We start from the raw sequence: 26,526 nt of genomic DNA, 5'->3' as shown, positions 1-26,526 counted from the left end.
ATCTGACTCCTCAGGCTGCGTGCTCGTGGTCGGTGATGCCGGACTGGCGAAGCAGGGCATCCACGTCCGGTTCACGGCCCCGGAAAGCCTTGAACAGTTCCGCCGGCTCCCGGGAGCCGCCCATTTCCAGGATGTTCTCCCGGAAGGACTGGCCGGTCTGCGGATCGAAGATGCCATTCTCCTCGAACAGCGAGAAGGCGTCCGCCGCCAGCACTTCCGCCCACTTGTAGCTGTAATAGCCCGCCGCATAGCCACCGGCAAAGATGTGGGAGAAGCCATTGGGGAAGCGGTTGAACTCGGGGCTCTCGATCACCGCAATGTCCTTACGGACTTCCCGGTGCATGTCCAGTGGATTGGTGGGTGCTGCCTCGGTGAATTCCGCGTGCAGGCGGAAATCGAACAGGGAGAACTCCAGTTGGCGGACCATCTGCATTCCGGCCTGGAAGTTCTTGGCCGCCAGCATCTTGTCCAGAAGGTCCTGGGGTAGCGGTTCGCCGGTCTCGTGATGGCTGGCGATCAGGGCCAGGGAGTCCGGGTTCCAGCACCAGTTCTCCAGGAACTGGCTGGGCAGTTCCACTGCATCCCAGGCCACGCCGTTGATACCAGACACATCCGCCACATCCACCTGGGTCAGCATATGGTGCAGGCCATGGCCGAACTCGTGGAACAGGGTGGTCACCTCGTCGTGGGTCAGCAGCGAAGGCTTGCCTTCCACCGGCGGCGTGAAGTTGCAGGTCAGGAAGGCCACCGGCAGTTGCAGGGTGCCACGCTGGTTCTTCCAGCGTACCCGGCAGTCGGCCATCCAGGCGCCGCCACGCTTGCCCTGGCGGGCGAAGGGATCCAGGTAGAACCAGGCGATCTCTTCACCATCGCGGGAGATGCGATAGGCGGTGGCGTCCTTGTGCCAGGTTTCCACTTCGGGCCGATGCTCGATCTGCACACCAAACAGCTTCTCGGTGACCTGGAACATGCCGGAGATGACACGCTCCGCCGGGAACCAGGGACGCAGGGTTTCCGGGGAAATATCGTAACGCTTCTGGCGCAGTTTCTCGCTGTAGTAGCCGATGTCCCAGGCCTGCAGGTCCTCAACGCCGTACTCCTCCCTGACGAAGGCCTTCAGTTCGGCCACTTCCTGATCCGCCACCGGCTTGGACTTGGCGGCGAGCTGGTTCAGGAAGTCCATGACTTCGCCGACGCTGGAGGCCATCTTGGTGGCCAGGGAGCGCTCAGCGTAGCTGTTGAAACCCAACAGTTTGGACTGGGCATGCCGACGCTTGAGAATCTCCGCCATGATCGGGGTGTTGTCCCATTTGCCGCCGTCGGGCCCCACATCGGAGGCGCGGGTGACGAAGGCTTCGTAGACTTCCCGGCGCAGCTCCCGGTTATCGCAGTAGGTCATGACCGGAAAGAAGCTGGGGAAATCCAGGGTGATCACGAACCCGTCCAGCTCTTTCTGTTTGGCGGCCTGACGGGCGCCGTCCAGGGCCGATTCGGGCACGCCGGCGAGTTCGCTCTCGTCGGTGATGTGCTTGTACCAGTGCTGAGTGGCATCCAGTACGTTGTCGCTGAAGCGGCTGGACAGATCCGCCAGCTCCCGGGACAGGTTAGCGAAGGTTTTCTTCTTGTCCTCGGGCAGGTCGACGCCCCCCAGGCGGAAGTCCCGCAGGGTGTTGTTGACCATCTTGCGCTGGGCCTCACTGAGGTCCTGGAAATCCGAACGTTCGGCCACTCTCTTGAAGGCGGCGCAGAGTTGCTCGTTCTGGCTGATCTCGGTGCCATACTCAGTGAGCTTTTCCAGGCAGCGCTTATGGACGGCCCGGATGTCGTCGTTATTCATCACGCCATTGAGGTGTGAGATTACCGAGAAGGCGTTGTTGAGGCGGTCGTCCAGCGACTGCATGGGCTGTACCAGGGTGTCCCAACTGGGATCTTCCTGGGCCGCCAGATCCTGGATCTGCACGCGGTTGTCGCTGAGGATCTGGTCAATGGCGGGCTCCATGTGTTCGGTCCGGATGTGGTCGAACCTGGGGAGCAGGTCGTCGGTGAGCAGTGGGTTGTTCATTTGGCCTCGTCTCAGCTGATTGTCCAGAAGGTTACCTGGCCTGATAGATTGGTGCCTGACAGGCGTTGGGGATATTTTCTCCGCTGCAATTCACGGCCCCTCCCTGGACCGACCTTGCACCGCGCCATCCATGGCGCTGCTACGAAAACATCCCCAACACCTGTCTACCAACCTCCGTGGGTCCGTAAGGGAGCAACGGCCAGGTTCTGATAGTGTCGATCACCGTGTAATCTGTGAAGATAACGGTATGCAAATCTCTTGGCTAATAGGTGTATGTAATGGCGAACATACGTTCTCACAAGGGCTACACCCCAAAATTCGGTGAACGGGCCTGGGTGGATGAGTCGGCGGTGGTGATCGGCGATGTGGAAATGGGCGACGACTGCTCGGTCTGGCCCATGACCGTGGTGCGGGGTGACATGCACCGCATCCGCATCGGCGACCGCTGCAGCATCCAGGACGGCACGGTGATCCACATCACCCACGCCTCCGACTTCAACCCCGGCGGCTGGCCCACGACCCTGGGCGACGACGTCACCGTCGGCCACAAGGCCCTGATCCACGGTGCAACGGTCGGCAGCCGTGTGCTGGTGGGCATGGGGGCGATCATCATGGACGGTGCCGTGGTGGAAGATGAAGTCATCATCGCCGCTGGCTGTCTGGTGCCGCCGGGCAAAACCCTGGAGTCCGGCCATCTCTATGTCGGCTCGCCATGCAAGAAATCGCGGGCACTGACCGATAACGAGAAGACGTTCTTCAAATATACAGCCGCCAACTACGTCAAACTTAAAGACGACTACCTGGCTGAGCAATGACTGCGTTTTCCCGGCTGTCTGACGGGTATGGTGGTCGGGGGTGTTTACGTAGCAGCGACAGGATGTCGCGGAGCAAGGTCGGTCCAGGGATGGACCGTGAATTGCGGCGAAGAAAACACCCCCCGACCACCATACCCTGCCCCCGAATCCCCCAATCCCCGAATCTCAACCAACCTGACCCAGATCAAAATTCAACCAATCCGCCTCTTGAAAAACCCCAATCCGCTCCTAAATTCGATAACAGCAGAAGTTCACGGAGTAACCATCCGGCTGGCGCCACCGTGATGGAGCTGTTCCGAGACTGAAGCTGAATCAAAACATCGTATTCAGGTTCACAGGAGGAGTTTCATTATGAGCAACCTTACCCGTTGGAATCCGGTCAGCGAATTTGAAGACCTGATCAACCGTTACAACCGCTACTTTGGTCTGCCCACCGCCGGCAATGGCGAGCGGGAGGGCAAGGATCTGTTCCGCCGTAACGACTGGGCCCCGGCCGTCGACATCAAGGAAACGAAGGAAGCCTTCGTGATCGATGCCGAACTGCCGGGCATGAAGAAGGAAGACGTGAAAGTCACCGTCCACGACGGCGTGCTGGCAATCCAGGGTGAACGCAGGAAAGAAGAAGAGACCAGCGACGACAGGCAACACCGTGTCGAAAGGGTCTACGGCAGCTTCCTGCGCCGCTTCACCCTACCAGACAACGTGGACGAGGGCAGCATCAGGGCCGAGTTCAAGGATGGGATCCTGTCACTGACCCTGACCAAGGTGGAACCGGCCGAACCCAGGGCCATCGAGGTGGAAGTCCACTGATCGTTCCATCTCGCCTGCCACCTCCTTCGTGAAGCTCGGCGGCTGGGCTGGCTGTTACGCCAGTTCAGCCGCTTTTTTTGCGCCGGCTGCTTTCAGGGCATCAGCGTAGGCCGTCATGCGCTTGTGACGGGAAACGTGATCGAGGATGGTCTCGCCCTGACTGTCCTTTGCGTTCAGATCCCGGCCTGCTTCCACGAAGAACCGGATAAAACGCTCGAAATCCTCGGCGCGCATGGCCTCGTAGGCGGTGATCAGGACATAGTGATCCGGGTTGAGCCGGGCGTCATAGGGACTGATCAGCAGGAAGCTCTTGACCCGCTCGTCGCTCCATTCCTCTCCGATGACTTTCGGTTTTTCAGGTCCGCTCATGATCTCTCTCGTTATAAAGCTGCCAGGAAAATAGGGCCAAACAGTATAACGACCCTCCGGCCCCCTGACCTAGATGAATTGTCTATTAGGTTATAGTGCCCCGCGTGGACATTCGGCCCGGAACGATCAGGGCAGCACCTCGACCGGCAGGTCTTCGGTGGGAGCCGAATCCTGACAGCCCGGGTCGCGGATGGCAATCTCCACCCGACGGTTGAGGGCGCGGTTCTCCGGGGTGGTGTTCGGCGCCAGGGGCTGGGTTTCCGCCCGGCCGGCGGCAATCACCCGATCCGCCGGAATCTGGCGGTTCATCACCAGCTCATGGACCACGGATACCGCCCGGGCCGCCGACAGGTCCCAGTTGGATCGGAAGCGGCTGCTGGTGATGGGCACATCGTCGGTGTAACCCGCCACGATGATATCGCCACTACACTGGGACAGGACATCCACCACCCGGTCGATGATCGGCAGCATCTGGGGCTTGATCTCCGCCTCCCCGGAATTGAAGGTAGCCTGCTCTGAGAACCGGATGACCACCTGTTGTGGATCATAGTTGACGCTCAGGGACTCATCGGCCACCTGGTCCTCCAGTTCGGCGATCAGGCGGGAGGAAAGATCCACGATGCCCTCGGGCACCTGCGTCACATCCGGCGCCGCACCACGGTCATCGATGAACTCCGCTTCCTCCCGGGGAGAATCCGGCGGTTCCGGCAGCGATACCGTATCCGACTCGATCATGGTCAGCGGTGAACCACCGATATCCTCCGCCACCACATTGGCGCTGCCGAACGCCACCGCCATGGACTGGGCCATGGCCTTGTACTTGTTCAGGTCCATCTCAGCAAACGACAGAAGCAGGATAAAGAAGGTGAGCAGCAGGGTCGCCAGGTCCGCAAAGGTGACGATCCAGGAGGGCGCGCCGCCCTTGTGGCGCACACGGGTACGACGGGTCAGAACCGGAGATGCCAACGGTCAGGCCTCCTGGCCCGCTTCCGGCGACTGGCGCTGATCCGGGCTGACGAAGGACGACAGGATCTCGGAGATCACCCGCGGATTCTGGCCCCGCAGGATGTTCTGGATGCTGGTGACGATCAGCACCTGGTTGCGGCGCTCGTCCTCTGCCTTCAACTGCAGCTTGTCTGCCAGGGGCAGGGCAATCAACTGGGCCAGGAAGGCGCCGTAGAGGGTGGTCAGCAGGGCGATGGCCATGGCCGGCCCGATGGAAGAGGGATCATCCAGGGTATTGAGCATCTGCACCAGGCCCACCAGGGTGCCCAGCATGCCGATGGCGGGCGCCGACTCGCCGATGCCCCGGAAGACCCGCTCGGCCACTTCGTAACGCTCGCTCATCTGCTGGATGTCCTGGGCGAGGGTTTCCTCCACCATTTCCGGCGGATGACCGTCCACGCACAGGTTGATGGCCTTGCGCAGGAACTCGTTATCGGTTTCGTGGCTCTCCAGCCCCAGGATGCCGTCCTTGCGGACCACCCGGGCCAGCTCACTGACCTCGAGGATCAGGTCGCTGGGGCGGTCCAGGCGGTCGGTGAAGGCGGTTTTCAGGGCCAGCTTGACGGAGCTGGTCACCGTAGCCATACGGAACCTCACCAGGGTGACCGCCAGGGTGCCGCCCAGGACGATCGCCAGACCGGGAAGGTTGAGAAAGGTCAATACGGTGGCGTTGGCCAGCATGGCAATAATGACAATCGCCACCCCTGCCACCAGCCCGACCAGGGTAAGAATATCCATGCAGTGTCCCGTCCGGGTAATTCGTTAACCGACTGCGCCACTGAGGGCCTGACGGCCTTATGACGATTACTTACACTGCCCACAGCATAGCCCAGTTTGGTGGGTCAGGTTACCACCGGCTTGCCAAACAGTGACATACCTCAGTGTTTGCGCAGTTCCTCCATCACCGGCGCGGTCCGCGGGCGCACCCCCCGCCAGAGTCGGAACGACTCCGCTGCCTGTTCCACCAGCATGCCCAGGCCATCCAGGATGCGGCCGGCGCCGTTCTCCGACGCCCACTGGTTGAAGGTGGTCATGCCCGGCGAGTACATCATGTCGTACACCACCGTATCCGGCGTCACAATGTCCGTGGACACTGGCGGCAGGTCGCCCTGAAGGCTGGCGCTGGTGCCATTGATAACCACGTCAAAGGCACCGGCCACGTCAGAAAAACCGGTGGCGGAAAGCCGGGTATCGCCGGCCTCGTCCGCAAACAGCTCCACCAGCGCCCCGGCCTTCGCCACCGTGCGGTTGGCAATCACCAGTTCCCCCGGCTGTACCGCCAGGATCGGGCCCAGCACACCGCGAACCGCGCCACCGGCCCCCAGGACCAGTATTCGCTTGCCGGTGAGGCTGACGCCGGCGTTAACGGTCAGGTCCGTGACCAGCCCGATGCCGTCGGTATTGTCCGCCACCAGTCCGCCGTCGGCCTCCTGGTAGAGGGTGTTGCTGGCCCCGGCCTTCTCGGCCCGCTCGCTGCGCCGGTCCGCCATGTCCCAGGCCTGCTCCTTGAAGGGCACCGTGACATTCAGGCCCTGGCCGCCCTTGGCGAAGAAGTCCCGCACAGTCGCCGCAAAGCCCTCCAGCGGCGCCTGGATGGCGGTGTATTCCATTGCCTGGCCGGTCTGGGCAGCGAACAGGCTGTGGATGCGGGGGGACTTGCTGTGGCTGATGGGGTTGCCCACCACGGCGTACAGGTCATTGTGCATCGTCGTCCTCCAGCCAGTTGCGTCCGGTCAGGAAATGCTCCGTCAGCCGCGCTTCCCCGGAACCGGGTTCCGGCACCCGGTTATAGTCCCAGCGCACCAGCGGTGGCAGGGACATCAGGATGGACTCGGTGCGACCGCCGGACTGCAGCCCGAACAGGGTGCCACGATCGTAGACCAGGTTGAACTCCACGTAGCGGCCCCGGCGGTAGAGCTGGAATTCCCGCTCCCGCTCGCCCCAGGGCAGATCCTTGCGGCGCGCCACAATGGGCTCGTAGGCGGCAATGAAACTGGAACCCACGGACTGCATCAGGCCGAAGTCGTCCGCGAAGTTGCCGGTGTTGTGGTCGTCGAAGAACAGGCCGCCGATGCCCCGGGGTTCCTGCCGGTGCTTGAGGTAGAAGTACTCGTCACACCACTGCTTGTAGCGCGGGTAGAGATCGGACCCGAAGGGCAGGCAGGCATTGCGGGCGGTGTCATGCCAGTGGCGGCAGTCCTCGTCGAAACCGTAGTAGGGTGTCAGGTCATAGCCGCCCCCGAACCACCACACCGGGTCACTGTCTTTCGGGGTGGCGATAAAGAACCGCACATTGGCGTGGGACGTGGGCACGTAGGGGTTCTTCGGATGCATCACCAGGGATACGCCCATGGCCTGCCAGGGCGCACCTGCCAGGTGCGGACGGTGGGCCGTGGCGGAGGGCGGCATCTGCTCCCCCATCACCCGGGAGAAGTTCACGCCGCCCTTCTCGAACACGGCGCCCTCGGTGATCACCCGGCTGATGCCACCGCCGCCTTCCGGACGGTCCCAGGCATCGGTGACAAAACTCGCCTTGCCGTCCAGGACCTCCAGTCGCTCGCAGATGGTGTCCTGCAGGTTCAGCAGGTACTGCCGGACCGCTTCGGAATCCGGCGTGGCGGGATCGGTCATCGGGCCTCCTATCTCAGCTTGCGGCCAGTGGTGATATCGATAATGGTGCTGGGCTGGCGGGACTCGCCCAGGCTTCCGGACACCATCAGGTCAATGCCATCCGGGAAGTAGCGCCGCACCTGCCAGGGCGACCGGGCCGGCTCTCGACCGGCCGGGTTGCAGGAGGTGGACACCAGCGGCATGCCCGCCAGCCGGCAAAGTTGCTGTACCAGAGGGTGGGCGCTGACCCGCACGGCAATGGTGTCATGGTCGCCCCGCACCCAGTCGGGGATCCGACGGTGCACATCCGGCACCACGCAGGTGACCGGGCCGGGCCAGTGCTGCTGGGCCCGTTCGCGCACCTCGGCCGGCAGCGGGTCCAGCAGGAAATCAATCTGCTGCACTGAGGCTGCCACCAGGATCAGGCCCTTGTGCATGGGCCGTTGCTTGAGGGCGAGTATGGCGTCGACGGCGAACTCGCTCCAGGGATTGCACCCCAGGCCCCACACTGCCTCGGTGGGATAGGCGATCACGCCCTGCCCGTCCAGCACCTGGCAGAGCCGCTGGCGGGACCAGTTTGTGGCAAGGTTGATGGCTGTTGTCATGACGCTCCGCAGACTCTCACAACGGCCACGGTGCAGGGCTGGAAAGGAATACTAGAACACCCTCAGATACCCTCCGGGGGCGGATTCCACCAGTCCTTCCATTTCCAGCATCAGCAGCGACTGCATAAGCTGGTCCGCCGGCAAGCCCGTGGCGTCACAGATTTGATCCGTTGAGCGGGGATCATACCCTAAAGCCTCCAGCACCGCGATTTCCCGATCGTCCAGATGGGCTGGCACCGGCGTGGGTTCCGGTGCCGTAATGGGCAGTTCCGCCTGGGGTTCCGCAGGGGCTGGCTTCGGTGAGGGCGCCTCCACCGGCCGGTTCCACCAGGCGGAGAGTTCGTCCTCGATATCGTCCACGGTCTCCACCAGCCTGGCGCCCTGGCGGATCAGCTCGTGACAACCCCGGGCCAGGGGGTTGTGGATGGAGCCGGGAATGGCAAACACCTCCCGCCCCTGCTCCAGGGCCAGCCGGGCGGTAATCAGCGAGCCGGAACGCAACCCCGCCTCCACCACCAGGATGCCCCGACTCAGGCCGCTGATGATACGGTTGCGTCGGGGAAAATGGCCCGCCTTGGGACCGGTGCCCGGTGGATACTCCGACACCAGCACGCCCCGCTGGATAATCTCGCCGGTCAGGGCCCGGTGAGCACTGGGGTAGATCACATCGGCACCGGTGCCCACCACGGCAACGGTATCGCCGCCCGCCGCCAGGGCGCCGGCATGGGCGGCACCGTCGATACCCTGGGCCAGGCCGCTGGTGACCGCGTAGCCCCGTTCCGCCAGGGCACCGGCGAACTGCCGTGCGTGGTCCAGGCCCGCCCGGGTGGCATTGCGGGAGCCGACAATGGCGATCTGGGGACATGCCAGCAGCGAGGGATTTCCTCGCACATAGAGAACCGCCGGAGCATCCGGTATATGGCGCAAGGGCTCCGGATAGTGCCGGTCTCCCCAGCCCAGCAGCCCGATGGACTGACGCTGGCAGGTATCGAAAACCGCGGCCACGTCCGCCAGGGGGGCAAAATCCAGGTCCCGCCGTTGCCAGGCCGCCATGATGGCACGGGCCCCGGCACCGGCGCCGAAAGCCTTCTGGGTGGCCGGGGAGGCCTCCAGGAATTCCAGCGGGTTGGCAAAGGCATCACACACCGCCAGCCAGCGCTTGCCACTGAAACGGGGCAAGGAGCCCAGTATCAGCCAGGGGGCGGAAGGGGACGACAGGAAATCAGTGTCTGGTGCGCTGACCGTCACCGGGGTAAACCTCCCTGTTGGAGGGGCTGCCTTCCTGGCAGCCCTTACGTTCTGATCGGGGTCTTACGGATTCATCACCTTGTCGCCAACGGACAGGGCGCGGGTAGCCTGCAGGATCAGGCCGTAACTCAGTTTCTCATAGGTCTGGAAGACCATCAGCAGACCGGCGCGTTCATCGGGCAACTGGACCATCTCATTGGTGACGGGATCCTTGGCCAGGTTACCCGCCTGCAGTACCGCCAGCACGTTACCCACTTCCAGGCCATCACGCTGGCCCCGGTTCAGCACCACCACGTTGTACTGGCCGATCTGGGTGACACCACTCTCCACCGCGATCATCTTGCCTTCAATGTCCTCATCCGGCGCGCTGGGAGTGAAGCTGGTATTGATCCGGCGGTCCTCCCGGGCCAGCAGGCGGTCCTCGATACGGACTTCCTCACGGGTGCGGGTCAGTTGCACTGTCAGGACGTCGCCGTTCTCATCGGTCACCTTGCCATCACCGATGGAACGGGCCTCCAGGCCCAGGAACTCACCGGTATCCGGGTCCACATGGGCGCGGCTGCGACGGAAGATGCCCACACTGGTATCCGGGGCTTCGCCACGGGCATAGACACGGTCGCCGGCACCGGTCACGATGCGGCCTTCCTCGCCTTCCAGCACATAGGGAGCACCGTTAAGCTCTTCTTCCGTCACGATGCGGGTCTTGCTGAGGAAACTGTCAATGGCGTCCAACGGGATAGCCGGAATCGGGGTATCGATCGGCTCCGACCGCACCTGGGGCGACAGTTTCACCACACCGTTGCTGGTCTTGGTCAGGTAGGGCTTACCATCAATGTACACCAGCGCCAGTTCATCACCGGGGTAGATCAGGTGCGGGTTGTTGACCTGTGGATTAACGTGCCAGATCTCCGGCCAGTACCAGGGATTGTTCAGGAACCGTGACGAGATATCCCAGAGGGTGTCACCCTTCTTCACCACATACCGGTCGGGGTGATCGGTCCGGAACTCCGGGCCCTGCGCCTGTGCCCAGGAAGCGGACAGCAGCATCACGGCTGCCAGAGCGTACAGCAGTTTCCTCATTGTAAAATCCTTCATCGCGCGTGCCTTGAAAGCGTGCTCCCCTCTAATATAGAGGAAAGTAACGAAATTGTGACCTTATATTCTTGTCTTGCAGTAGATTCTGACTATCGACTGATCAGTTTGTATTCAATGATGCTTCCGGGGATAATAGTGTTATCAACCGCTGTCTCCCCTTGGAATGCAGAGTTCTCGTTCCGATTATGATAACGAGTAGACAGCAAAAGTCGCGGTACGCGATCGCATTTTTGTGACACCAGCCAGACCTCCAGACGAGATCATGGCAACTCAGGCAAGTACAGGCAATTATGATTCTGAATATTCTTGAATATCCGGACCCACGGCTGCGCACCATCGCCAAGCCGGTGGAGGAAGTCACCGAACGACACCGCAAGCTGATCGATGACATGTTCGAAACCATGTACGATGCTCCGGGTATCGGCCTGGCGGCAACCCAGGTGAATGTGCACGAGCAGATCATCGTGATGGACCTGTCCGAGGACAAGAGCGAGCCACGGGTGTTCATCAACCCGGAAGTGGAAGTGCTCGACGGTGACTACCAGCCGATGCAGGAAGGCTGCCTGTCGGTACCGGGTTTCTACGAGGATGTTGAGCGTATCGAGCACGTCCGCATCAGGGCCATTGACTATAACGGCGAGCCCTATGAACTGGAAGCCACCGGGCTCCTGGCCGTGTGCATCCAGCATGAGATGGATCACCTCAACGGCAAGCTGTTCGTGGATTACCTGAGCGCCCTCAAGCGCAACCGGATCCGCAAGAAGCTCGAGAAGCTCCACAAGAAGAGCGCCTGACCAGGGCGTAACAGCAGAAGACATGAAAGGCCGGGTGTAACAGCACCCGGTCTTTTCGTTTGTTACCGCAGCCAGAAACAGGAACCCGCTGTGCGAATCGTTTTTGCCGGAACCCCCGATTTTGCCGCCGTCGCCCTCCGGGCGCTGCTTGCCACTGACCATGAGATTGTCGCCGTCTACACCCAGCCCGACCGCCGTTCCGGCCGTGGCCGCAAGCAGCAGTTCGGCCCCGTCAAGCAGACGGCGGTGGACGCGGACATCCCGGTATTCCAGCCCGTTTCCCTGAAGGACGACGCCGAGCAACAGGCGTTGCGGGGCCTCAAACCGGACGTGATGGTGGTGGCCGCCTACGGCCTGATCCTGCCCCAGGCGGTGCTGGACATTCCGCGCCTGGGCTGCCTCAACATCCATGCCTCGCTGCTGCCCCGCTGGCGTGGCGCCGCCCCCATCCATCGGGCCATCGAAGCCGGCGATGCGGAGACCGGCATTACCATCATGCAGATGGCCGCCGGCCTGGATACCGGCGACATGCTGCTGAAACAGCGCACCCCCATCCATGACGACGACACCGGCGGCAGCCTCCACGACCGGCTGGCGGACATGGGCGGGCAAGCCATTGTGGAAGCCCTGGCGGCCCTTGATACCCGTGGCCTGGATGCCGAGCCCCAGAACGATAGCCAGGCCAGCTACGCCCACAAGCTGAGCAAGGATGAAGCCCACATTGACTGGCGGTCGGATGCCCACGACATTGCCCGCAAGGTCCGCGCCTTCAACCCCTGGCCGGGCACCGACGGCGAACTGGACGGCGAGCGCATCCGCATCCACGAGGCCTTCGCCGTCAACGACACCGGCGACCAGCCCCCCGGCACCGTGCTGGCGAGGGAGCGTGCCGGTATCGACATTGCCTGCGGCACCGGCATCCTGCGGGTCACCCGGGTGCAGTTGCCCGGTACCCGGGCCATGTCCGTATCCGACCTGATCAATGGTGGCAAGCCCGTGCTCATGCCCGGCCAGGTGCTGCACTGATGGCCAGGGAGCTGCCCCTGCGCGCCGTCGCCGCCCGGGTACTGCTGGCGGTGGAGCAGGGCGAGTCCCTGGGACAATGCCTGCCGGCGGAAGCCCAGTTCCTGGACCCGGACCTCCGGCCCCAGTTGCAGGCCCTGTGCTACGGCACCTGCCGCTGGTTCCACCAGCTGGACAGCGAGCTCAACAGTCGTCTGCGCAAGCCCCTGCGCAAACAGGACCGCATCGTCCATCACCTGATCCTGGCGGCCCTGTTCCAGCTTCGCTTCAGCGCCAACCCCTCCTACGCCGTGCTCAACGAAACCGTGGATGCCTGCAAGGCCCTGGGCAGGACACCCCTGACCGGCCTGGTGAACGGTGTCCTGCGGGCGGCGGAACGGGAGGGCGCACCCGAACCCGCCAGCGATGAGGCCCGCTACAGCCACCCGGACTGGATGATCGAAAAGCTGCGCCATAACTGGCCGGATCACTGGCAGGGCATCCTCGACGCCAACAATACCCAGGCCCCCATGACCCTGCGGGTGAACCCGATGCATGGCAGCCGTGAACACTACCTGGAACGGCTGCAGGAGGCTGGCATCCCGGGCCGGGCCACCACTTTCGCCCGCCATGGCGTCCAGCTGGACAAGCCGGTTCCCGTGGATCTGCTGCCAGGCTTTGCCGAGGGTCACGCCAGCGTGCAGGACGAGGCTGCCCAACTATGCACCCAGTGGCTCCGTCCGGAGCCGGGCCAGCACATCCTGGATGCCTGCGCCGCACCCGGGGGCAAGACCTGCGCCATCCTGGAAGCCATCGACAACCGGGGTGACGTCACCGCCATCGACGAATCCATCGACCGCCTGCCCCGGATCCTGGAAAATCTGGACCGGTTGCAACTCTCTGCCAAACTGGTAGAAGCGGATGCCGCCGACATTGACCAGTGGTGGGACGGCCAGGCCTTCGACCGCATACTGCTGGATGTACCCTGTAGCGCCACCGGTGTGATCCGCCGCCATCCGGACATCAAGCTGCTGCGGCGGGAGACGGACATCACGCCGCTGGCCAGCATCCAGCTAGGGTTGCTGAGTGCACTCTGGCAGACCCTGGCGCCGGGTGGCCGACTGGTTTACGCGACATGTTCAGTGTTTCCGCAGGAAAACAGTCGTATAATCCGGCGGTTCGTGAAGCAGCAGCCGGATGCCCGGTTGCTCGATGAACCCGCGGCCTGGGGCATGGACACCGGCCATGGACGCCAGTTGCTGCCGGATCCCCACAGTCACGACGGATTTTTCTACGCTTGCCTGACCAAGGGCGGGCCGGAGGAGAGCCAGTGAAAATCATAATCCTCGGAGCGGGTCAGGTGGGCGGCAGCCTTGCCGAAAACCTGGCCAACGAGGCCAACGACATCACCGTTATCGACAGCGATGGCCTGCGCCTGCGGGAACTGCAGGACCGGCTGGATATCCGCACGGTTCAGGGCCTGGCCTCCTACCCCACGGTGCTGCGCCAGGCCGGGGCGGAAGACGCCGACATGCTGATCGCCGTCACCAACTCCGACGAGACCAACATGGTGGCCTGTCAGGTGGCTTTCTCCCTGTTCCGCACACCCTCCAAGATAAGCCGGGTGCGGGCCAATGCCTACCTGGCCCGCAAGGAACTGTTCGGCGAGAACGGCTTCCCGGTGGATGTTCTGATCAGCCCGGAGCACCTGGTGACCCAGCACATCACCCGGCTGATCGAGTATCCCGGCGCGCTGCAGGTACTGGAATTTTCCAACGGCCTGGTACGACTGGTGGCCATCCGCGCCACCGAGGGCGGACCTCTGGTGGGCCACGAGTTGTCCTACCTTCGTACCCACATGCCCCGCATCGACACCCGGGTGGCCGCCATCTTTCGCAAGGACCGGCCTATCATTCCCCAGGGTGACACGGTGATCGAGGACGGTGACGAGGTGTTCTTCATCGCCGGCACCGACCATATCCGCTCGGTGATGAGCGAACTGCAGCCCCTGGAGAAACCCTACAAGCGTATCTTCATCTGTGGCGGCGGCAACATCGGCCAGCGCCTGGCCCATACCCTGGAGAGCCGCTACCAGGTAAAACTGCTGGAGCGGAACCGGGATCGCTGCGTGATGTTGTCGGAAAACCTGCGCAAGACCATCGTGCTGGAGGGCAACGCTGCCAACAAGGACATCCTGCTGGAAGAGAACATCGAGAGCACCGATGTATTCTGCGCGGTGACCAACGATGACGAGGCCAACATCATGGCCTCGCTGCTGGCCAAGCGCCTGGGCGCGCGAAAGGTACTGACGCTGATCAACAACCCGGATTACGTGGACCTGATCCAGGGTGGCGAGATCGACGTCGCCATATCGCCCCAGCAGACCACCATCGGCAGCCTGCTGACCCACGTGCGCAAGGGTGACGTGGTCAATGTGCATGCCCTGCGGCGGGGTGCGGCGGAAGCCATTGAGGCCATCGCCCACGGCGATCACCGCTCATCGCGGGTGGTGGGTAAGCGCCTGGACGAGATCAAGCTGCCCCAGGGCACCACCATCGGTGCCATCGTCCGCCACAACGAGGTGCTGATCGCCCACGACCACCTGAGGGTGCAGCCGGACGACCACGTCATCCTGTTCCTGGTGGACAAGACCCGTATCCGTGAGGTGGAGAAACTGTTCCAGGTGGGACTGACTTTCTTCTGATGATCACCCCAATCTCAATGGAAGGGAATCGCTGAGAATGCGCCTGCCGGTGATTGCCAAGATACTCGGCCTGCTGATGATGCTGTTCAGCCTCACCATGCTGCCGCCCCTGGGCATCTCCCTGCTATACGACGACGGCCAGTGGCAGCGCTTTGCCAATGGCCTGCTGATGGTCATGTTCGGCGGACTGGTGGTTTGGCTGCCGTTCCGCCGTGTGAAGGGTGACCTGCGGGTGCGGGACGGCTTCCTGATCACCACCCTTTTCTGGGTGGTCCTCAGCGTCGCCGGTTCGATCCCCTTCTACCTCAGCAATAACGCCCCCTATACCTACGTCGATTCGCTGTTCGAGGCGGTGTCCGGGCTGACCACCACCGGTGCCACGGTGATCACCGGTATCGATTCACTGCCGGAGTCCATGCTCTGGTACCGCCAGCAATTGCAGTGGCTGGGGGGCATGGGGATCATCGTGCTGGCGGTGGCCATCCTGCCGATGCTGGGTATCGGGGGCATGCAGCTCTACCGGGCCGAGGTGCCGGGACCAGTCAAGGACAACAAGCTGACGCCCCGCATCGGCGAGACCGCCAAGGCCCTGTGGTACATCTATGTGTCGCTGACCGTGTTGTGTGCGGTGGCCTACTGGGCCGCCGGTATGAGCTGGTTCGATGCCATCGGCCACAGCTTCTCCACCATTGCCATCGGTGGCTTTTCCACCCACGACGCCAGCATCGGCTATTTCGACAGTGCCCTGATCGAGATGATCGCGGTGGTGTTCATGATCATCTCCGGCGCCAACTTCGCCCTGCACTTCATGGCCTTCCGCCAGCGCAGCCTGCGGGCCTACTGGCTGGACTCTGAGTTCCGCTTCTATTTCAGCATCCTGGCCGTTGTGAGCGTGGTCACCATTCTGGTGCTGATCTATACCGCCACCCTGGACCCCACCAGCGCGATCACCAAGGGCATCTTCGAGGTGGTCTCCATCGCCACCACCACCGGCTTTGGCGCCGCCGACTTCAGCCAGTGGCCACTGATGCTGCCGTTCATGCTGTTCGTGCTGGCCTTCATGGGCGGCTGTGCCGGCTCCACCGGTGGCGGCCTGAAGGTGATGCGGGTACTGCTGATCTACCGCCAGGGCTCGCGGGAGGTGAAACGCCTGCTGCACCCCAACGCGGTGATCCCGGTGAAGCTGGGCAACCGCCCGGTGTCGGACCGGGTGCTGCAGGCGGTGTGGGGCTTCTTCTCGGTCTACATGTTCATGTTCGTGGCCATGCTGATCATCCTGTTGGCCACCGGCCTTGACCAGGTCACCGCCTGGACCGCCGTCGCCGCCGCCATCAACAACCTGGGCCCCGGCCTTGGCGAGGTGGCCTACCACTACGGCAACATCAACGACGTGGCCAAGTGGGTGCTGTGTTTCGCCATGCTGCTGGGCCGCCTGGAAGTGTTCACCCTGCTGGTGCTGCTGACACCCGCCTTCTGGCGACGGTAGATGGCAGGATCATTGTTCAAGGAGGGACAAGACAATGCGAATGGTATTGATATCCCTGGCATTACTGGCTTTCGGGTGGTGGCAGACCGATCTGGCATCCGACACGACGTGGCACGGTGTCATTGCACCCATAACCCTGTTTATCGGCCTCTGTGGGCTTTTGGTGGGGGTTGTTGTCCGGTTCCCCACCCTCCAACGTGGCAGTGATGGCGGTGCCAGCATTGGAGGGGATGGGTCAGGGGATGGTTGCTGAGTTAGACATTATGACTTCCCACAACGGGGCAGCTGCCAACCTCGTGTGTTAGCTTCGTCCAGAGTCAGAACTTTTGCCTGAGGTCCCAAAGCAGTCCGAGGAGAGGCCTGCTCACTCATCAAACCACTACCCTTCCGGGCGTAGCGCATAGAGGATCATGCTCTCATTTCGAGTGGTTCCCCGGGACAAATGGCCACTAACACCTGTGAAGCTTTTCCATCTTCCAGTCGTGACATTGAAGTCACCCAACGCGAGATAAGTATGGGAAATGCTGACCGGGACTTCTTTCAGCTCCCCTTCACGCTTTACCCGAAAATACCCTTCCACTTCATCGCTGATGACGTAGAGCATAGTGGCTATTTGTTCTCCATCATCGGTTGCCGTCACCGATTCCAGAAACGACCGACCAATCCGGCGGGTGTCTTCCGGGAAGAAGCCCGATCCGACTTCAACACCAAAAACCTGAGGCTGCCAGTAATCACCAGTTTTTAACGATCGGCCAGGAAGCGAAAACAGTAAGTTCAACGCATTACGCTGCTTCTGAGCATGATAGAAGGACTTCAACTCACCATTGTTCGAGAAGTCACCAACCAACTCTGCGTTCCCGGCATTATTCTCTATCATCTGTCGCCGAAATTTTTCCTGGTCATCTTGCGGGGGCCGTTCGTAATCAGGCATAACCCCGGTAACGGTTGCTCTTACCAGACCCTCGTGGGGCTCAATCCGCCCTTCGTATGTCGCTGGCGGCAATGTCAATGATCGTAGCTCTTGCTTTACCAGCTCCCGGAGCTCCGAGTTTTCCAGAACCTCAAACCCACTCACCATCAAGCCGGGCTTAACGTCTATTTCCTGATAGACCACTTGGTACTCAGCCGGAGAATCCTGAACCCGCCACTCGAACGTGACGGGTTCACCTTGCGACATGGTCTGACAACCTGTCATAAGCAGACCCACCAAACCGATTAGTAATGTGATTTTCATGACGACGACACGTTATAGACAAATGCATCCACGCTGGCACCGATCAACTGGGTTTCAAGACTCAAGCCCGAAAAGAAACCAACGGCTTTAACGCTTTTCATGAATCGTTCCATAGTATGAACTCCAACACCTACCGCATTGAACTTCCCCCTGACGTAGGAAACAATCACATTCTCCATGATCTGGAAAAATTCCTCACGGCTGCAACTCATTCTGGCCATACAGGCTTCTACGGGGGCATCAAACCACATGGCGGCTGAAACGTTTGCGCTGATCTGCTTTCCTGCCGTCAGAGTTTTTACAAGCACACCGCCGTTGAAATCTGCCTCCGTATACACTCCGCCATTGGACCGAGAAAGTCCCTGATAGATACTGCCGATCTTGCTCGCAGGGAAATCTTCATGGCTATAAGATCCGTTTACGAATGGTACAGAAATCGAGGCGCCCAGCCCGAACCCTGCGCCTGGGCCTTTTAGCGTCACCAGCTTTTCGTTTTCGGTATGTTTTATAGGCAGAACGATATGTGCGCCGCCTATTTCGACCCTCGCAATCGGTGTCCCCGCCATAACCTGGGCTCCGCTTGCGCCCGCAATTTCCCAGCCAGTGCTTTGCAGTTCCATATCATTACTCCTTGTAAATTAATATCCATATAAAGTGCGAGCCGTCCCAAGCAATGGTGACGGCATATGGCCTCCGGAAGACATACCAAAAACGAAGACTGACCAAAGGTAGTCAGCGCAGTACAACAGTAGGAACATCACAATCCTTTGCGTTTTTGGAAGGAATGAGCTCTCGCGTTGGAGGCCTGTCATCCTGACGACCGCAATAGGAACCTATATCAATCCTTTGCTACTGGCAACAATGATGCCGCCATGTATGTGAGGCATTTCAGAAAACAAAACCTGGACGACTGGCCCGACCCCGCAAGGTAGTCGCAGCGCCCCTGCCCACGAGCAGCAGACGAGCTTGTGTACTATTTCGACACCGCCTTAGAAATACCCTGCCATGGCGCGTATAATACCCGCCTTTCGATGCGGGCCGGCTCTGTTATGTTGTCCGACCGCCCGCAACACACAGACTGAATAGCAGGCTACCGTCGTGACAACCATGGCATCACAACCGTCAAACCCGGATCTGACGACCTTCCAGGGGCTGATCCTGGCACTGCAGAACTTCTGGGCGCAGCATGGCTGCGTGGTCCTCCAGCCACTGGACATGGAAGTGGGCGCCGGCACCTTCCACCCGGCCACTTTCCTGCGGTCCATTGGCCCGGAAACCTGGAACGCCGCCTACGTGCAGCCCAGCCGCCGCCCCACCGACGGCCGCTATGGCGAGAACCCCAACCGCCTGCAGCATTACTACCAGTTCCAGGTGGTGCTCAAGCCCTCGCCGGACAACATCCAGGAGTTGTACCTGGACTCGCTCCGCGCCCTGGGCCTGGACCCGCTGGTTCACGATATCCGCTTTGTGGAAGACAACTGGGAATCCCCCACCCTGGGCGCCTGGGGCCTGGGCTGGGAGATCTGGCTCAACGGCATGGAGGTCACCCAGTTTACCTACTTCCAGCAGGTGGGCGGCCTGGAATGCTACCCGGTCACCGGTGAGCTCACCTACGGTCTGGAGCGCATCGCCATGTACCTGCAGGGCGTGGACAGTGTCTATGACCTGGTGTGGACCCGCGGCCCCGATGGCGTGGTCACCTACGGTGATGTTTTCCACCAGCAGGAGGTGGAGATGTCCACCTATAACTTCGAGCACGCGGATACCGAGTTCCTGTTCCACAGCTTCGATGTCTACGAGCGGGAAAGCGCCCGCCTGATAGATGCCGGCCTGGCGCTGCCCGCCTATGAACAGGTGCTCAAGGCCTCCCACACCTTCAACCTGCTGGATGCCCGTCATGCTATCTCCGTGACCGAGCGTCAGCGCTTTATCCTGCGGGTGCGGACCCTGGCCCGGGCCGTGGCCCAGGCCTACTTCAACAGCCGCAAGGCCCTGGGCTTCCCGCTCGCGCCGGAGGCCCTCCGCAAGGAAGTGCTGGCCGCTGAAGAGAACACCGGCAAGGGCAAGAAAGGCAAAAAGGCCAAGAAGGGGAACGCATAATCATGGCTACTCAGGATTTTCTGGTTGAACTGGGCACCGAGGAACTCCCTCCCAAGGCCCTGAAACCCCTGTCCGATGCCTTTGCCCGGGGCATCCGTACCGGCCTGGAAGAAGCAAGCATCGCCTTTGGGCAGGTGGAAGCTTTTGCCGCGCCCCGTCGCCTGGCGGTTCGTGTCCGCAAGCTGGAGGACGCCCAGCCGGACAAGCCGGTGGAGAAGCGCGGCCCGGCGGTGAAGGCCGCCTTTGACGATTCCGGCAATCCCACCAAGGCCCTGAACGGCTTTGCCAGCTCCCTGGGCGTAACGCCGGAACAGCTGGACACCCTGGAGACCGACAAGGGCGCCTGGGTGGTCTACCGTACCGTGGAGCAGGGCAAGCCCACCGTGGAACTGCTGCCGCAACTGGTGGAGCAGGCCCTGGCCGGTCTGCCCATTCCCAAGCGCATGCGCTGGGGCGCCCACCGCACCGAGTTCGTACGGCCGGTCCACTGGCTGGTGTTCATGTACGGCAACACCGTAATCGACGCACCCATCATGGGTCTGAAGCCCGGCAACACCACCCGCGGCCACCGTTTCCACTGCCCGCGCTCGCTGATCGTGCCGACCCCCAATGACTACGAGATCGTGCTCAAGCAGGAAGGCTACGTGATCGCCGACTTCGCCGAGCGGCGCGAGGTGATCCGCCGGGGCGTGGAGGACATCGCCGAGAAGAAAGCCAGTGGCAGGGCGGTTATCGACGAGGATCTGCTGGACGAGGTTACCGCCCTCAACGAGTGGCCGGTGCCGCTGCTGGGTGGCTTCGAGGAGCGCTTCCTGGAGGTCCCCGCGGAGGCCCTGATTTCCTCCATGAAGGAACACCAGAAATACTTCCACGTGGTGGACCCCGGCGGCCAGATGCTGCCTGTGTTCATCACCGTGGCCAACCTGGAGAGCAAGGACCCGGCCCAGGTCATCGCCGGTAACGAGAAGGTGATCCGCCCGCGTCTGGCCGACGCCGCTTTCTTCTACGACACTGACCGCAAGACACGGCTCGAAGACCGTGTCGAACAGCTCAAGCCCATCGTGTTCCAGGAGAAGCTGGGCAGCATCCATGACAAGTCCGTGCGCGTCGCGGCCCTGGCCGGCAAGATCGCCGAAGCCATCAACAGCGACCCGGCGCTGGCGGAACGCGCCGCCATGCTGGGCAAGACGGATCTGGTTACCGAAATGGTGCTGGAGTTCACCGACCTGCAGGGCATCATGGGCCAGTACTACGCCGCCAACGACAGTGAGCACGAGGATGTGGCCAAGGCCCTGAACGAGCAGTACATGCCCCGTTTTGCCGGCGACGACCTGCCGTCCACCCTGACCGGCTGTGCCGTGGCCATCGCCGACCGGCTCGATTCCCTGGTGGGCCTGTTCGGCATCAACCAGCCGCCATCCGGTACCCGCGACCCGTTCGCCCTGCGCCGGGCCTCCCTCGGTGTACTGCGCATCATCATCGAGCGGGAACTGCCCCTGGACCTGCAGACCTGCTGCGAATGGGCAGAGCAGAACTTCACCCAGCTCACCGAGCAGAACACCGCCAGCACGGTGGTGGACTACATGCTCGAGCGCTTCCGTGCTCACTACGAGGAGCAGGGCATCAGCGCCGAGGTCTACCTGGCGGTGCACGCCCGTCGTCCGACCCGACCGCTGGACTTCGACCGCCGGGTGAAGGCGGTGGATGCCTTCCGCAAGCTGCCAGAGGCCGAGGCCCTGGCCGCCGCCAACAAGCGGGTGTCCAACATCCTCACCAAGCAGGGCGACGAGTCCATCGGTGAGCATGTGGATAACGCCCTGCTGCAGGACAAGGCGGAGATCGCCCTGGCCGAGCACGTCAGCGAGCAGGCCGGGAAGGTGGTGCCGCTGTTCGACAACGGTGACTACGCCACCGCCCTGAGCTCCCTGGCGAGCCTGCGGGCCCCGGTGGACGCCTTCTTCGACGAGGTGATGGTAATGGCGGACGACGAGGCGGTGCGTAACAACCGCCTGTCACTGCTCAACCGCCTGCGCAACCTGTTCCTGCGGGTGGCGGACATCTCGGTACTGCCGGGCAGCTGAAACACCGGCCTAAAATGACAAAGGGCTTCTCCTGAAGGGGAAGCCCTTTTTCGTTGGGTGATCGACAGGGCTACAGCCAGCCCTTGCGCTTGAAATACCAGTAGGGGGCAAAGCCGGACCCCACCATCAGCGCCAAGGCCCCCGGGTAACCCAGCAGCCACTCAAGCTCGGGCATGTACTCGAAGTTCATGCCGTAGATACTGGCAATCAGCGTCGGCGGCAGGAACACCACGGCGGCGATGGAGAAGGTCTTGATGATCTGGTTCTGCTCGATGTTGATAAAGCCCTGGGTGGAACCCATCAGGAAGTTGATCTTCTCGAACAGGAACGCACTGTGGGACATCAGGGTTTCGATGTCCCGGGCGATTTCACGGCAGGTTTCCCGCAACTCCGGGTGCGATCTCAGGTGCCTGATCAGAAACGAAATATCCCGCTGGCTGTCCATCAGGCACAGGCGGATGCGACCGTTACTGTCTTCCAGTTTGGCCAACTGACTGATAGCTTCCTCCAGCTCCGCCTCCTCATCTTCCAGCACCAGGTAGGACACCTTGTCGAGCTGCTCATGAATATGCTCCAGGTTGTCGGCGTGGTTCTCGATCTTCTGCTCGAACACCGTCACCAGCGCTTCGGAAGGATGGTGGCTTTCCAACTGGCCCCGGCGGGCCCGCATGCGCATCAGGCGGAAGTCCGCGATCTCGTCATCCCGGATGGTGATCAGTCGCTCGGGCTGGAGAATGCAGGCCACCGATACCGTGATGTGCCGCCCTTCGGTCTGGGTCAGGAACAGCGAGTGCACATGGATACCGGCCTGGTCGACGAAACAGCGGGCTGATGCCTCGATCTCGTCCACTTCATCCTGCTCCGGCACATCGGTCAGCAGCAGCTTCTCGAGAATCGCCTTCTCTTCCTCGCTTGCTTCACAGCAGTCGATCCAGTCCGCCGCGCGAACCTGTGCCTCCAGTGGCTCGTCCGTCACCGGAATTTCGCGAATGAGACCATTGGTAAATCTGAACAGTCGAAGCACAGCCTTCTCCCGTTGGTGATCTGGTGTCAGGTTATTCTACCCGGCAAGGGAATCAACCCATAAGGAGATCCGGGAGAATCACCATAACCGCTACGGGAGGGCTGGCAATTGGATGGAGAATACGTATAATGCAGCCCGTAATTCGGCGTGTGGCGCAGCTTGGTAGCGCACTTCGTTCGGGACGAAGGGGTCGCAGGTTCGAATCCTGCCACGCCGACCATTCCTTTCCCGGTTTCCCTACCGCTTTTCCATAGTCCTTCTTCTCTGCCACACGTTTCCATCACCAGATCCTTAGCACCAGTCTGTCGATCATCAGACCCGGAATACGTCCACGTTATTTGTGCGCAACAGCGACACATAACCGCAACGGGCGCCTGGATGAAGCGCCCTGTTAACGACGGTGGAACGCGAATCACGTTTTCGAACCACTGTCATTGTTAAGGTCATCCCTGCAATGAGTCCCAGGCAGGATGTCGCTGAGAGTAGGGGGTTAATGGTGTAAAGCCAGAAACGCCATCGCCCGTCAGTGGCCAGGAACCATCAAAAACCGATCCACAATAACAAGATGGCCCTTACCATGGACGACAGAATTCACACCGTCGACTGCCGGTGGCTGCTTGCCCTTTACGCCATTATTCCGATTTCGGTCGCCGCCGTGGCCCTGGACCTGCTCTGGCTTGATAGCAGGCTGTCAGAAGACTTTCTCCCGTCCGATCCCAACCGATGGGCGTTCTGGACCGTCGTCTTCGGCCTGCCCCACATCATTGCCAGTACCCTGACCATGGCTGACCGGGAATACCTGGGTTACTATCGCCGTCGACTGGGTATTCCTCTGCTTGCCTTCACCGCCATTACCACCGCAGGCTACCTGGGCCCGCAACCCCTCAGCTACAACCTGCTGTTTGTGTTCCTGGCGTTCTACACCATTTACCACGTACTGGCGCAGCAGCTTGGCCTGACGCTGATGATGATGGGCGTCCCGCCAACCCGCGTCTTCCGGGCCTGGAAGTGGTTGGCCATTTTTGCGGGGTTCGCCATCTATGTCAGCGTCTACGGGCAGGGCCGCTTCAGGCATATCGACATCGGCCCGCTGCCGCTGTTCGATGTCGTCAGCTATCTGGCGGGAGCCCTGGTCGCCCTGATGACGGTGTTGGCCATTGAGCTGACAAAGCATGCCCGCTATGCCATCGGCAAGTGGTACCTGTGGGGCAACGTCGCCATGCTGGTATCGGTATTCCTGATCAACGAGATAGGCTACACCGTGTTCGTGATCATGATACCGCGCATCATTCATGACCTGACGGCGTTCAGTGTTTACATCACCCACGACCGTAACCGCAACAAGGCCGGCCCCAGGAACCTTGTTTACCGGCTGACCCACCTGGTGCCGCTACCGGCGTACCTGATCCTGCCCCTGGCCTCCATTGCCATCGCCTATCCCCTGACGATGAACAGGGACCACACGGCGATTGGTATCGTGGTCCTTACCGTGTCCTTCCTGCATTACTACTTCGAAGGGTTTATCTGGCGAGGCAATACGCCCCACAAACAGCATCTTGGATTCCGGCGGTAACACACCGACCAGCCTGTTCCACATGGGTCCGGAATAGTCTGGACTGGCTTGCAGGCATGCCTGGTGTCTACGGATCTGGCTATCGAACATCACCCCTCTGCGATGCCTTCGCGCCGGCCCAGTTTCTCCAGCAATCCGTCCCTGACGCCCGACCAGTCCAGGTCCGTGATGCTGTACATCACCGAATCCCTGACAAAGCCGTCCTGAACCACCATATGCCGGCGCAGCACGCCTTCCTTTTGCGCTCCCAGCCGCTCGATCGCCCTCTGTGACCGCAGGTTCCTGGCGTCCGTCTTCAGTTCCACCCGGAGAGCGCCCAGCACCTCAAAGGCATGCCTGAGCAGCAGGTACTTGGCCTCGGTATTCACCGCCGTACGCTGGTAGTCCCGCCCGACCCAGGTGTAACCAATCTCCAGCCCATGATCCCGGGGGCGGACGTTGAGGTAGCGGGTACTGCCCATCAGGGCACCGGAATCCGGCTGGACCAGCACATACGGGTAATGCAGCTCCTTGCTGGCCAGGCCCAGGGCCTGGTTCACCCACTGTTCCGTATCCACCCGGCTGGTAAAGGCCCCTGCAGGCAGATAGGCCCAGTCCTCCTGGAGCTGGCCAATGTCGAACAGGCCATCCATATGGTCCTCCAACAGGGGTTCCAGACGCACGTGACGACCTTCCAATACCGGTTGTTCCATCTTCATAACCATACAGTTTCCCTTCCATTTTCAACGACAGCATTAGCTGTCTTTAGCTTTAGCCCATCCGTTGTTTCACGACCGGGGCGTCAGAGACACGGCGATGAACGACACAGCACGTGGTCGCGTTACCCTGGGGATCCGGTCTATTGCCAGAGGCCACCACACATCGCCGGATAGGTGGCGGGTGAAAAGCCATCAATACGGATATCCCGCACCCGATCCAGACCATGCCAGATCAGTTTGTGGCCCTTCAGGCGGCTGGTGATGCGGATGCCTTTCTCCAGCCTCTCGATTTCGTCTGCGCTGGCATCACGGGCGTCGCCCACCTCCCCAAAGAGGCGAACGGCGGGAGCGGAACTGAACTGCCCCCGGAACAGCGATTTCAGCCAGAACCCGGTACTGCTGTTAACTGCCATCAGGCAGATCCGCCGGTTATGCTCGAAGTTCCTGGGCATGGCTTTCGAGTAGGCATCAAAATAGTAGCCGGTCATATCGTCCCGGAAGAAGACATGCCCGATAGGTGTCACATGGGGGTTGCCGTTCTCATCAACGGTGGCAATGGAGAAAAATCGATTGGATTTCCGGGCGTTGCCCAGAACCTGCAGAATCCCGGGCCAGTGTTTTTCCAGTTTCATTTCCATTTCCTGCTCCTTCAGGTTGGGTCATGATTCATCCGGTATCAGGGCCAAAAGGTCGGTGACGCCAATATCCTCGCCGGCCTGCGACAACAGCGTGGACACCTGGCCCCGGTGGTGGGTCTGGTGATTGAAAAAATGCTGGATCAGGTAGGACAGTCGCTTGTTGGAAGACTGGCCCTCAATCGTTCGGTACGCCAGCGCCTGGTCCACACCCGAATCTTTCAGCCCACCGACCCAGCGGACAATCTCGTCGTCCAGCAACCGCCGATGGTCCCGGAGCTTTCCCAAGTCATCGAACAGGATCTGGTCCAGGCTGGTGGGGGTCGGCTGTGCCGCGACCTTCTGCAGTGATTCAGTGCCGGAGGGAAGGGTAGCGAAACGTTTCAGCCATAGTGTGTCGCCCACCACGATGTGATTCAGGGTGCCCAGGATGGAACCGAAGAAGGCGCCACGGTCCCGGGAAAGCTCGCTCGGATCAAGTCGTCCCGCCGCCTCGTAGACCTTCCCGTTCATCCACTGGTTGTAGGCGGCCATCTGTTGGAACAGGTGTACCTGGCTCATGGTTTTCTACCTCCG

The 26,526-nt window shown here is 61.4% G+C and carries 25 protein-coding genes and 1 tRNA gene; 11 read left to right on the top strand and 15 right to left on the bottom strand.

Annotation, left to right across the window (positions count from 1 at the left end):
* Nucleotides 1-10: 10 nt before the first annotated feature.
* Complete coding sequence (gene prlC, locus ACJO2E_RS05495) at nucleotides 11-2,062, bottom strand: oligopeptidase A (RefSeq protein ID WP_406962608.1); 2,052 nt, start codon at nucleotides 2,060-2,062, stop codon at nucleotides 11-13.
* Nucleotides 2,063-2,340: 278 nt separating this feature from the next.
* On the opposite strand from prlC, the gene ACJO2E_RS05490 reads away from it, so the two are divergent.
* Together ACJO2E_RS05490 and ACJO2E_RS05485 are read left to right on the top strand one after the other, a co-directional pair.
* Nucleotides 2,341-2,877, top strand: coding sequence for a gamma carbonic anhydrase family protein (locus ACJO2E_RS05490; protein WP_406962606.1), 537 nt, complete (start codon nucleotides 2,341-2,343; stop codon nucleotides 2,875-2,877).
* A gap of 351 nt (nucleotides 2,878-3,228) precedes the next feature.
* The gene (locus tag ACJO2E_RS05485) at nucleotides 3,229-3,687 is read left to right on the top strand and encodes an Hsp20/alpha crystallin family protein (protein ID WP_406962604.1); all 459 of its coding nucleotides are present in this window, start codon (nucleotides 3,229-3,231) and stop codon (nucleotides 3,685-3,687) included.
* A 54-nt stretch (nucleotides 3,688-3,741) separates the two neighbouring features.
* Here the strand turns inward: ACJO2E_RS05485 and ACJO2E_RS05480 are convergent, their stop codons facing one another.
* The 8 genes from ACJO2E_RS05480 to ACJO2E_RS05445 form a co-directional block, all read right to left on the bottom strand.
* A complete protein-coding gene (locus tag ACJO2E_RS05480; RefSeq protein WP_406962603.1) occupies nucleotides 3,742-4,056 on the bottom strand; it encodes a PA4642 family protein in 315 nt (104 codons plus the stop codon).
* Between the two features lie 126 nt (nucleotides 4,057-4,182).
* Nucleotides 4,183-5,022: a type VI secretion system protein TssL, long form gene (gene tssL / locus ACJO2E_RS05475; RefSeq protein ID WP_406962601.1), complete on the bottom strand. Its 840-nt coding sequence runs from the start codon at nucleotides 5,020-5,022 to the stop codon at nucleotides 4,183-4,185.
* Nucleotides 5,023-5,025: 3 nt separating this feature from the next.
* A complete protein-coding gene (locus ACJO2E_RS05470) occupies nucleotides 5,026-5,799 on the bottom strand; it encodes a MotA/TolQ/ExbB proton channel family protein (protein WP_406962600.1) in 774 nt (257 codons plus the stop codon).
* A gap of 140 nt (nucleotides 5,800-5,939) precedes the next feature.
* On the bottom strand, nucleotides 5,940-6,767 hold the full coding sequence (aroE, locus tag ACJO2E_RS05465; RefSeq protein ID WP_406962598.1) for a shikimate dehydrogenase: 828 nt from the start codon (nucleotides 6,765-6,767) through the stop codon (nucleotides 5,940-5,942).
* Complete coding sequence (gene hemF / locus ACJO2E_RS05460; RefSeq protein ID WP_406962596.1) at nucleotides 6,757-7,692, bottom strand: oxygen-dependent coproporphyrinogen oxidase; 936 nt, start codon at nucleotides 7,690-7,692, stop codon at nucleotides 6,757-6,759. Before hemF ends, aroE begins: the two co-directional genes overlap by 11 nt.
* Before the next feature lie 8 nt (nucleotides 7,693-7,700).
* Nucleotides 7,701-8,276, bottom strand: coding sequence for an L-threonylcarbamoyladenylate synthase type 1 TsaC (gene tsaC / locus ACJO2E_RS05455; RefSeq protein ID WP_406962594.1), 576 nt, complete (start codon nucleotides 8,274-8,276; stop codon nucleotides 7,701-7,703).
* A gap of 51 nt (nucleotides 8,277-8,327) precedes the next feature.
* On the bottom strand, nucleotides 8,328-9,524 hold the full coding sequence (dprA, locus tag ACJO2E_RS05450) for a DNA-processing protein DprA (RefSeq protein ID WP_406962592.1): 1,197 nt from the start codon (nucleotides 9,522-9,524) through the stop codon (nucleotides 8,328-8,330).
* Nucleotides 9,525-9,587: 63 nt separating this feature from the next.
* Nucleotides 9,588-10,604 (bottom strand): LysM peptidoglycan-binding domain-containing protein, encoded by a 1,017-nt coding sequence (locus ACJO2E_RS05445; RefSeq protein ID WP_406962590.1) that lies wholly within the window; start codon nucleotides 10,602-10,604, stop codon nucleotides 9,588-9,590.
* Nucleotides 10,605-10,906: 302 nt separating this feature from the next.
* Here ACJO2E_RS05445 and def point away from each other — a divergent pair, with 302 nt between their 5' ends.
* The 5 genes from def to ACJO2E_RS05420 all read left to right on the top strand — a co-directional run bounded on the left by def (nucleotide 10,907) and on the right by ACJO2E_RS05420 (nucleotide 16,605).
* Nucleotides 10,907-11,413, top strand: coding sequence for a peptide deformylase (gene def / locus ACJO2E_RS05440; protein WP_406962804.1), 507 nt, complete (start codon nucleotides 10,907-10,909; stop codon nucleotides 11,411-11,413).
* A gap of 90 nt (nucleotides 11,414-11,503) precedes the next feature.
* On the top strand, nucleotides 11,504-12,439 hold the full coding sequence (gene fmt, locus ACJO2E_RS05435) for a methionyl-tRNA formyltransferase (protein WP_406962588.1): 936 nt from the start codon (nucleotides 11,504-11,506) through the stop codon (nucleotides 12,437-12,439).
* Nucleotides 12,439-13,749, top strand: coding sequence for a 16S rRNA (cytosine(967)-C(5))-methyltransferase RsmB (rsmB, locus tag ACJO2E_RS05430; protein WP_406962586.1), 1,311 nt, complete (start codon nucleotides 12,439-12,441; stop codon nucleotides 13,747-13,749). Before fmt ends, rsmB begins: the two co-directional genes overlap by 1 nt.
* Nucleotides 13,746-15,119 (top strand): Trk system potassium transporter TrkA, encoded by a 1,374-nt coding sequence (trkA, locus tag ACJO2E_RS05425; protein WP_328187692.1) that lies wholly within the window; start codon nucleotides 13,746-13,748, stop codon nucleotides 15,117-15,119. Before rsmB ends, trkA begins: the two co-directional genes overlap by 4 nt.
* 37 nt (nucleotides 15,120-15,156) lie before the next feature.
* A complete protein-coding gene (locus ACJO2E_RS05420) occupies nucleotides 15,157-16,605 on the top strand; it encodes a TrkH family potassium uptake protein (RefSeq protein ID WP_406962584.1) in 1,449 nt (482 codons plus the stop codon).
* 379 nt (nucleotides 16,606-16,984) lie between these two features.
* Here the strand turns inward: ACJO2E_RS05420 and ACJO2E_RS05415 are convergent, their stop codons facing one another.
* Both ACJO2E_RS05415 and ACJO2E_RS05410 read right to left on the bottom strand, forming a co-directional pair.
* Nucleotides 16,985-17,839, bottom strand: a complete 855-nt coding sequence (locus ACJO2E_RS05415; RefSeq protein WP_406962582.1) for a hypothetical protein — start codon at nucleotides 17,837-17,839, stop codon at nucleotides 16,985-16,987.
* Nucleotides 17,836-18,459: a hypothetical protein gene (locus ACJO2E_RS05410; protein ID WP_406962580.1), complete on the bottom strand. Its 624-nt coding sequence runs from the start codon at nucleotides 18,457-18,459 to the stop codon at nucleotides 17,836-17,838. The genes ACJO2E_RS05415 and ACJO2E_RS05410 overlap by 4 nt, the downstream gene beginning before the upstream one ends.
* Nucleotides 18,460-18,946: 487 nt before the next feature.
* Between ACJO2E_RS05410 and glyQ the strand changes: the two genes are divergently transcribed.
* Nucleotides 18,947-19,939 (top strand): glycine--tRNA ligase subunit alpha, encoded by a 993-nt coding sequence (gene glyQ, locus ACJO2E_RS05405; RefSeq protein WP_406962578.1) that lies wholly within the window; start codon nucleotides 18,947-18,949, stop codon nucleotides 19,937-19,939.
* Between the two features lie 2 nt (nucleotides 19,940-19,941).
* The gene (gene glyS / locus ACJO2E_RS05400) at nucleotides 19,942-22,020 is read left to right on the top strand and encodes a glycine--tRNA ligase subunit beta (RefSeq protein WP_406962576.1); all 2,079 of its coding nucleotides are present in this window, start codon (nucleotides 19,942-19,944) and stop codon (nucleotides 22,018-22,020) included.
* A 70-nt stretch (nucleotides 22,021-22,090) separates the two neighbouring features.
* Here the strand turns inward: glyS and corA are convergent, their stop codons facing one another.
* Complete coding sequence (gene corA, locus ACJO2E_RS05395) at nucleotides 22,091-23,044, bottom strand: magnesium/cobalt transporter CorA (protein ID WP_406962574.1); 954 nt, start codon at nucleotides 23,042-23,044, stop codon at nucleotides 22,091-22,093.
* Nucleotides 23,045-23,187: 143 nt separating this feature from the next.
* Here corA and ACJO2E_RS05390 point away from each other — a divergent pair.
* Nucleotides 23,188-23,264, top strand: a tRNA-Pro gene (locus ACJO2E_RS05390).
* 357 nt (nucleotides 23,265-23,621) lie between these two features.
* On the top strand, nucleotides 23,622-24,617 hold the full coding sequence (locus tag ACJO2E_RS05385) for a hypothetical protein (protein ID WP_406962572.1): 996 nt from the start codon (nucleotides 23,622-23,624) through the stop codon (nucleotides 24,615-24,617).
* A gap of 89 nt (nucleotides 24,618-24,706) precedes the next feature.
* On the opposite strand, the gene ACJO2E_RS05380 is transcribed toward ACJO2E_RS05385, so the two are convergent.
* The 3 genes from ACJO2E_RS05380 to ACJO2E_RS05370 all read right to left on the bottom strand — a co-directional run bounded on the left by ACJO2E_RS05380 (nucleotide 24,707) and on the right by ACJO2E_RS05370 (nucleotide 26,511).
* The gene (locus tag ACJO2E_RS05380) at nucleotides 24,707-25,315 is read right to left on the bottom strand and encodes a GNAT family N-acetyltransferase (RefSeq protein ID WP_406962570.1); all 609 of its coding nucleotides are present in this window, start codon (nucleotides 25,313-25,315) and stop codon (nucleotides 24,707-24,709) included.
* A 140-nt stretch (nucleotides 25,316-25,455) separates the two neighbouring features.
* Nucleotides 25,456-25,947, bottom strand: coding sequence for a pyridoxamine 5'-phosphate oxidase family protein (locus tag ACJO2E_RS05375; protein WP_406962568.1), 492 nt, complete (start codon nucleotides 25,945-25,947; stop codon nucleotides 25,456-25,458).
* Between the two features lie 27 nt (nucleotides 25,948-25,974).
* Complete coding sequence (locus tag ACJO2E_RS05370) at nucleotides 25,975-26,511, bottom strand: DinB family protein (RefSeq protein WP_406962566.1); 537 nt, start codon at nucleotides 26,509-26,511, stop codon at nucleotides 25,975-25,977.
* Nucleotides 26,512-26,526: the final 15 nt, after the last annotated feature.

It is taken from the genome of Marinobacter shunpengi (assembly GCF_045449695.1).
In the GTDB taxonomy this organism is placed as follows: Bacteria; Pseudomonadota; Gammaproteobacteria; order Pseudomonadales; family Oleiphilaceae; genus Marinobacter.
Note: the sequence above shows the minus strand (reverse complement) of the source record. Positions and strands in the feature narration are given on the sequence as shown.

What these genes read in the sequence shown, in the direction of transcription:
- ACJO2E_RS05480 (WP_406962603.1), bottom strand. Translation starts at nt 4,056, where the DNA reads ATGAGCGGACCTGAAAAACCGAAAGTCATCGGAGAGGAATGGAGCGAC.
- hemF (WP_406962596.1), bottom strand. Translation starts at nt 7,692, where the DNA reads ATGACCGATCCCGCCACGCCGGATTCCGAAGCGGTCCGGCAGTACCTG.
- ACJO2E_RS05485 (WP_406962604.1), top strand. Translation starts at nt 3,229, where the DNA reads ATGAGCAACCTTACCCGTTGGAATCCGGTCAGCGAATTTGAAGACCTG.
- ACJO2E_RS05490 (WP_406962606.1), top strand. Translation starts at nt 2,341, where the DNA reads ATGGCGAACATACGTTCTCACAAGGGCTACACCCCAAAATTCGGTGAA.
- ACJO2E_RS05380 (WP_406962570.1), bottom strand. Translation starts at nt 25,315, where the DNA reads ATGAAGATGGAACAACCGGTATTGGAAGGTCGTCACGTGCGTCTGGAA.
- ACJO2E_RS05420 (WP_406962584.1), top strand. Translation starts at nt 15,157, where the DNA reads ATGCGCCTGCCGGTGATTGCCAAGATACTCGGCCTGCTGATGATGCTG.
- ACJO2E_RS05385 (WP_406962572.1), top strand. Translation starts at nt 23,622, where the DNA reads ATGGACGACAGAATTCACACCGTCGACTGCCGGTGGCTGCTTGCCCTT.
- ACJO2E_RS05375 (WP_406962568.1), bottom strand. Translation starts at nt 25,947, where the DNA reads ATGAAACTGGAAAAACACTGGCCCGGGATTCTGCAGGTTCTGGGCAAC.
- rsmB (WP_406962586.1), top strand. Translation starts at nt 12,439, where the DNA reads ATGGCCAGGGAGCTGCCCCTGCGCGCCGTCGCCGCCCGGGTACTGCTG.
- aroE (WP_406962598.1), bottom strand. Translation starts at nt 6,767, where the DNA reads ATGCACAATGACCTGTACGCCGTGGTGGGCAACCCCATCAGCCACAGC.
- glyS (WP_406962576.1), top strand. Translation starts at nt 19,942, where the DNA reads ATGGCTACTCAGGATTTTCTGGTTGAACTGGGCACCGAGGAACTCCCT.
- ACJO2E_RS05470 (WP_406962600.1), bottom strand. Translation starts at nt 5,799, where the DNA reads ATGGATATTCTTACCCTGGTCGGGCTGGTGGCAGGGGTGGCGATTGTC.
- ACJO2E_RS05370 (WP_406962566.1), bottom strand. Translation starts at nt 26,511, where the DNA reads ATGAGCCAGGTACACCTGTTCCAACAGATGGCCGCCTACAACCAGTGG.
- ACJO2E_RS05410 (WP_406962580.1), bottom strand. Translation starts at nt 18,459, where the DNA reads ATGGAACTGCAAAGCACTGGCTGGGAAATTGCGGGCGCAAGCGGAGCC.
- ACJO2E_RS05415 (WP_406962582.1), bottom strand. Translation starts at nt 17,839, where the DNA reads ATGAAAATCACATTACTAATCGGTTTGGTGGGTCTGCTTATGACAGGT.
- tsaC (WP_406962594.1), bottom strand. Translation starts at nt 8,276, where the DNA reads ATGACAACAGCCATCAACCTTGCCACAAACTGGTCCCGCCAGCGGCTC.
- glyQ (WP_406962578.1), top strand. Translation starts at nt 18,947, where the DNA reads ATGGCATCACAACCGTCAAACCCGGATCTGACGACCTTCCAGGGGCTG.
- ACJO2E_RS05445 (WP_406962590.1), bottom strand. Translation starts at nt 10,604, where the DNA reads ATGAGGAAACTGCTGTACGCTCTGGCAGCCGTGATGCTGCTGTCCGCT.
- prlC (WP_406962608.1), bottom strand. Translation starts at nt 2,062, where the DNA reads ATGAACAACCCACTGCTCACCGACGACCTGCTCCCCAGGTTCGACCAC.